Origin of the sequence: Pseudonocardia sp. EV170527-09 (assembly GCF_008369905.1) — a bacterium.
GTDB lineage: Bacteria > Actinomycetota > Actinomycetes > Mycobacteriales > Pseudonocardiaceae > Pseudonocardia.
Genome location: NZ_VRMC01000488.1, coordinates 1 through 267 on the forward strand (window position 1 = coordinate 1; position 267 = coordinate 267).

The 267-nt window shown below is 66.7% G+C and carries 1 protein-coding gene; it reads right to left on the minus strand.

Annotation, left to right across the window (positions count from 1 at the left end; all coding sequences use genetic code 11):
- Nucleotides 1-34: 34 nt before the first annotated feature.
- The coding region (locus FVA95_RS31275) for a hypothetical protein (protein ID WP_205016077.1) at nt 35-267 on the minus strand (233 nt) is incomplete at its 5' end.

Sequence of the window (267 nt, forward strand, 5' to 3'; positions counted from 1 at the left end):
ACTGATGCGCGGCCGGCAAGTTGGCAGCCGCGCATCAGTTGGTGGGCGTGATGGGCAGCATGCTGACCTGCCGCACGGCCGGGCCGCGCACCAGGTACTGGGAGAGGCCGCCCGGCCCCACGGCCAGCAGGTAGTCGCCGTTGGGAATCACGTCGGTGACGGGGGCGGCAAACTGCTGCACCTGAGTGAGAACCGGCGCCTGGCTGGTATCAAATATTTTCAGGCCGTCGTCGCACACGTAGAGGCGGTTGTTTTCGGCCCCTAGGC